Raw genomic sequence first — 4,393 nt, forward strand, 5'->3', positions numbered from 1 at the left:
CCAGGCGTTATTCGCCACTTCATGATCGTCCCAGATCACCATAAAAGGATGCTGGCGGTGCACCTGCTGTAAATCAGCATCGGTTTTATAGCAGGCGTGGCGCTGACGATAATCGTCCAGCGTGATGATTTCGCGCGGCGGCTGATTGATACGGCCACTGCTCAGGCTGGCATCGAGATTCGCGTACTCATAAATGTAATCACCCAGATGCAGCACCACATCCAGATAGTTGCGCTGTGCCAGCTCTTTATACACATTGAAATAACCACGGGCGTAATTCGAGCAGGAGGTAAAGGCAATGCGCAGATGCTCCACCCGGCCCTGCGGCAAAGTACGTGTGCGGCCGATATCCGACATCTGCCCCAGAGCTTCGAACACATAGTAATAACTCTGCCCGGCCTGCAGACCATCGGCATCAATCTTAACGGTGAAATCACGGCCAGCATCGGTATAGCCGAAGCCTTCGTTAACCAGCTCGCGCAATTGCGGATCACGGGCGATGCGCCAGCGATAAGGAATACTGTAGGTTTCGGCCAGTGCCGGAGGGGTTATGCGGGTCCAGAGAATCACCCGGTCGGTGAGCGGATCACCACTGGCAACCCCATGCTGAAACGGGAAAGCACTGGAGCGTGGTACCGCCATCAGATCATCCTGCTGCGGCAAAAATGAGTCCGCCAGACCCGTGCCTGCCAGCGCCGGGCCAGCCGCTGCAGCCATTCCCAGAGAGGCCGCAGAGCGGGACGAATTAAGCAAAAAATTCCGGCGCGTCAGGGTCATGGTGCTTTCCGCAGCAAAGACTGAACGCGGTCTATTTAATGAGCAGAGGATGACAGCGCGGTTGCGCTTTGCTGACCATATGGTTGCAGAAAAGTGGCGGATTGATGACCAGCGGATGACCGGATGATGACAGCAGAGAGTTACAGCGAATACAGAATAACAGCCGGGATCTGAAAACTATCAGATTCCGGCTGTGGTATTACAGATAAATAAGACTTAACAGGATTACGGCGTTACTGACAGGTTTTTGATGGTCACCGTAACATTACGTCCGCCGGTAGCAGAACCAGCCTTTTTCAAAGGAATATGAATAAACCCATCTTCCTCTGCAGTAAAGGTACAGGTGTAGTTACCAGGTGTCAGCGTAACCTGTTTTTCAAATACACAGTTGGTATCAGAAAACTCTGCGCCTTCAAGCAACTCATCATTGGGTAAAGCCGAAATACTGCCTGAGACTTTTAATTTCAGGCCATTCTCTACCAAAACTTTCTTATTGTTATTCGTGCCACCACCAATAGCCAATGTAACTTCGTAAACATTATTTTTTAAGGCAAGAGGCGTCCACTGCTCGGTGACACCCTGTGAATTTACCCGTGAGACAAAAGGTTTGAATATATTACTACCCGTCAGAGTCAGACTTTTGGTAACTGTCAAACAAGTATCAAGAGGATTGTAAGAAGAGGAATCTCCTGCAGTATCGCAATGGCGATCCGCCGGACGGGCATGCCGGAGCTTGACACTGCGATCAGTCGCTTTTTTAAACTTCACACGCATAACGTATGTCCTGACTTCCTCCGTGGTCAGGACATTGCTGCTGTCCCTCGTCGTCAGCGTCTGCATTGGAAGAAATTCACACACTTTAGTGAGGCTTTCCACAAACCCGGAAGCCGTATCGATATCATCACCAGCCACGCTGTCACGGCATGAAAAACTGGCATTATTGGCTGATAGCTGATCAGGCTGAAATGCAGAAGGCTGACCATTGTTTTCGAACATTACCTGAATTGTTGCGGGTGCACCGTATAAATTTGCTGAATACATTTTATCCCGAACCACCACCTGACGGTTAATCGTTTCCCAGGCTGACGGAACCAGATCTGCAACAAATTGACTGGCATTGACGACAGACGATGACAGCAATCCAATCAGTGTCATGCTTACCGCTGTTTTAAAAGGGATCGATCTGATCTTATCTGACATATTTATAATCCTTTATTAAAATCGATTACTTATCAGTGCCCCCCTGAATCATTCAGCGGTGCAGAAATAAATTCATAAAAAACGAATCCCTGACACATCATTTCAGCGCCAACACTCATCCGCTAAAACGAACTGCATGCGACATGGCGAAGCCAGCGTATTCTATTTTGAATAACATGCAATGAAATTAGTTATTGATAGCTGCTTCTGTGCTCAACAGCAGAGGTTGTATTCCATTCAGGATAAAGAACCCGGTACTTATACCTTAGGGCAGGCAGTGGATTTAATATTCATTAAAAATTTATTTGAAAAATGAATACTCGATAAGCAGTCTTTCCCTCCCCCGACAAAATCAATCACGTCAAATATTCAATACCAGCTTTCTTATTGCCAGACGCATCACAATAAACATCGCCGCATAAATTTGTAACATGAGCTGCTGTCGCAGAATCCGAGTAAATCGGCCAGTTCGGTGGCATTCAGCCCCTGAGCCTGCGGACTGCGTGCCAACCGCAAACGCTGCTGGTTCAGCAGTTCGGTAAAGCTGGTGTGTTCCGCTTTCAGGCGACGGAACAGCGTCGAACGGCTGAGGTGCACGGCGGCGCACACCGCCTGAATCTGACTGAATTTATGGATATCCTGCTCCAGCAGTGCCAGCACCCGCAGACTGAGCGGTGCCTTTGTTGCCGTCTGCCCGGCGCTGTTTGCCTGCGCTCCCGCTGACAATATCCCGGCCACTGGCAGCTGCTGCGCCCGCGCAGCCAGTAAATCGCGCAGATAGACATCCGCCGCCGGCAATGGATGCTGCAGCAGCGCAGCATCCAGCCACAGACGGTTAACGCCACCAGGCGCCCCGGTAAAACGTATTCCGGGGCCGAATGTCTGATAAAACAACTGGCTGTCGGCCGGCCCGGTACGGGCAAGTTCGGCTTTGCGTACCGGCAGCAGGCGGCTGGCATTTTCGGTACCTGCTGTAACCTCGCCCCCAAAAACCTCACCACCCAGAACCGCGCCCCAGGCAAGCATCGCCGCCATGCTGCGCTCAACCGCAATCTGTGGATATGGCAGCAGAAATTCAAAGCGGATTTCCACTTCATCACCGGCCGGCAACAACTGCCAGCGTTCGGCCGGGTTCAGTAACTGAATATGATCGATAAAGGTGGTGAGTGCCTCGCCCAGCGTGGCGCAATGCGCGATCCAGCGCGCCAGTAAACCGCGGGCAGCGGGATTAACCTGCAGGCCAATCTTCAGCCCCAAAGAGTCATCGGCGCTGTTGTTACGGGCTTCCGTCCACAGTGCACGCAACGCACTTTCGGCCTGACGCAGTTCGTGCATTTCTGCGCCTGCCGCAACCGCTTCTGCCGCGCTATCAGCTGACATCTGAGCGGGCGCCAGCACGCCACGGCGCTGCAGCTCTTGCGCCAGATCTTTTACGGCTACCGCCGAAACGGTCAGTTTATTGCGGGACATAACCACTCAACCAACAACTTAACACCCTTCTGTCAATGCACTTCATACTGCCAAGAATGCCCGAAAGCCAGGCAAAAGTACCCTGTCTGCAACCAGATTCCATAACTCTGCAACCAGCTGCCTGAGCTGCCGCTCGCAAGCGGATTAGGATAAAGAGACCTACGAATAACCCAGAGCTCTGCAGGAGAATTTTATGCAGCACCGCATTCAGAACGAACAGCACTTGCGGCAACTTATTTCTGCACCACCAGCGCTGCTGGAAAAGCGCGTACAGACGCAACTCGATGCTTATTGCTTTGAGGTGATTAACCACGCCCGGGTGATGATAGTCGCCAGCGAAAGCGGTACACCGGCATTACAACCCGTAAGCCTTAGCCACTGCCAGCTGGAGGTTACCGCTAACAGCGTGCGCTTCAGCCTGCCTGAAGCGGACGAGCAGCCAGACCTGCAAACGGACAAGCAAGCAGACAGGCAAGCAAATCGTGGCCACAGCGGTCAGAACGCCAGCCTGTATTTTCTGATACCGGGTGTCGGTCATGCCCTGCGGGTCAACGGTCGTCTGAGCCGGCAGTTACCACAGGGACACTGGCAACTGCAGGTTAAAAGCACCTATCTGCACTGCGCGCGCGCTGCTGTTCGCTCCGGTCTGTGGGACAGCGAGACAGAACACAGCGCTGCGATACCAGCCGACAGCACCGTGCTGAGCGACCGAAAAGAGTACCTGCAACAGGCAATGTATCTGTTGCTGAAAACCTGCGACGCCCAGGGCATCACCTCCGTTTCACCACGCGGTGACGAAACCGGTGTCATCCGTATGCTGCCCGATGGGCGTTTATTTATGGCGGAGCGACCGGGCAATAAAGTGGCGCTCAGCCTGCGTAACCTGCTGCAGAACCCGGCGCTGGAATTGCTGTTGCTGATACCCGGCCAGCCACAACTGCTGCAT

At 52.7% G+C, this 4,393-nt stretch carries 3 protein-coding genes and 1 pseudogene; 1 reads left to right on the plus strand and 3 read right to left on the minus strand.

The features are described from left to right. From B3P58_RS00195 to B3P58_RS00205, 3 genes are all read right to left on the minus strand, one after another. Positions 1–777: alkaline phosphatase D family protein (locus B3P58_RS00195; protein WP_286715059.1), on the minus strand; the 777-nt coding region annotated here is incomplete at its 3' end. Positions 778–1,002: 225 nt separating this feature from the next. Further along, the gene (locus B3P58_RS00200; protein ID WP_230332434.1) at positions 1,003–1,977 is read right to left on the minus strand and encodes a hypothetical protein; all 975 of its coding nucleotides are present in this window, start codon (positions 1,975–1,977) and stop codon (positions 1,003–1,005) included. A gap of 399 nt (positions 1,978–2,376) precedes the next feature. Next, a complete protein-coding gene (locus tag B3P58_RS00205; protein ID WP_286715062.1) occupies positions 2,377–3,447 on the minus strand; it encodes an AraC family transcriptional regulator in 1,071 nt (356 codons plus the stop codon). A gap of 193 nt (positions 3,448–3,640) precedes the next feature. On the opposite strand from B3P58_RS00205, the pseudogene B3P58_RS00210 reads away from it, so the two are divergent. Continuing rightward, positions 3,641–4,393, plus strand: a pseudogene (locus B3P58_RS00210) (hypothetical protein); the annotation flags it as partial.

The organism is Thalassolituus sp. UBA2009 (assembly GCF_002335285.1).
Taxonomy (GTDB): Bacteria; Pseudomonadota; Gammaproteobacteria; order Pseudomonadales; family Oceanobacteraceae; genus Venatoribacter; species Venatoribacter alkanivorans.

Bases quoted from the DNA above. Each gene is read 5' to 3' on its own strand.
- B3P58_RS00200 (WP_230332434.1), bottom strand. From the start codon at position 1,977: ATGTCAGATAAGATCAGATCGATCCCTTTTAAAACAGCGGTAAGCATG.
- B3P58_RS00205 (WP_286715062.1), bottom strand. From the start codon at position 3,447: ATGTCCCGCAATAAACTGACCGTTTCGGCGGTAGCCGTAAAAGATCTG.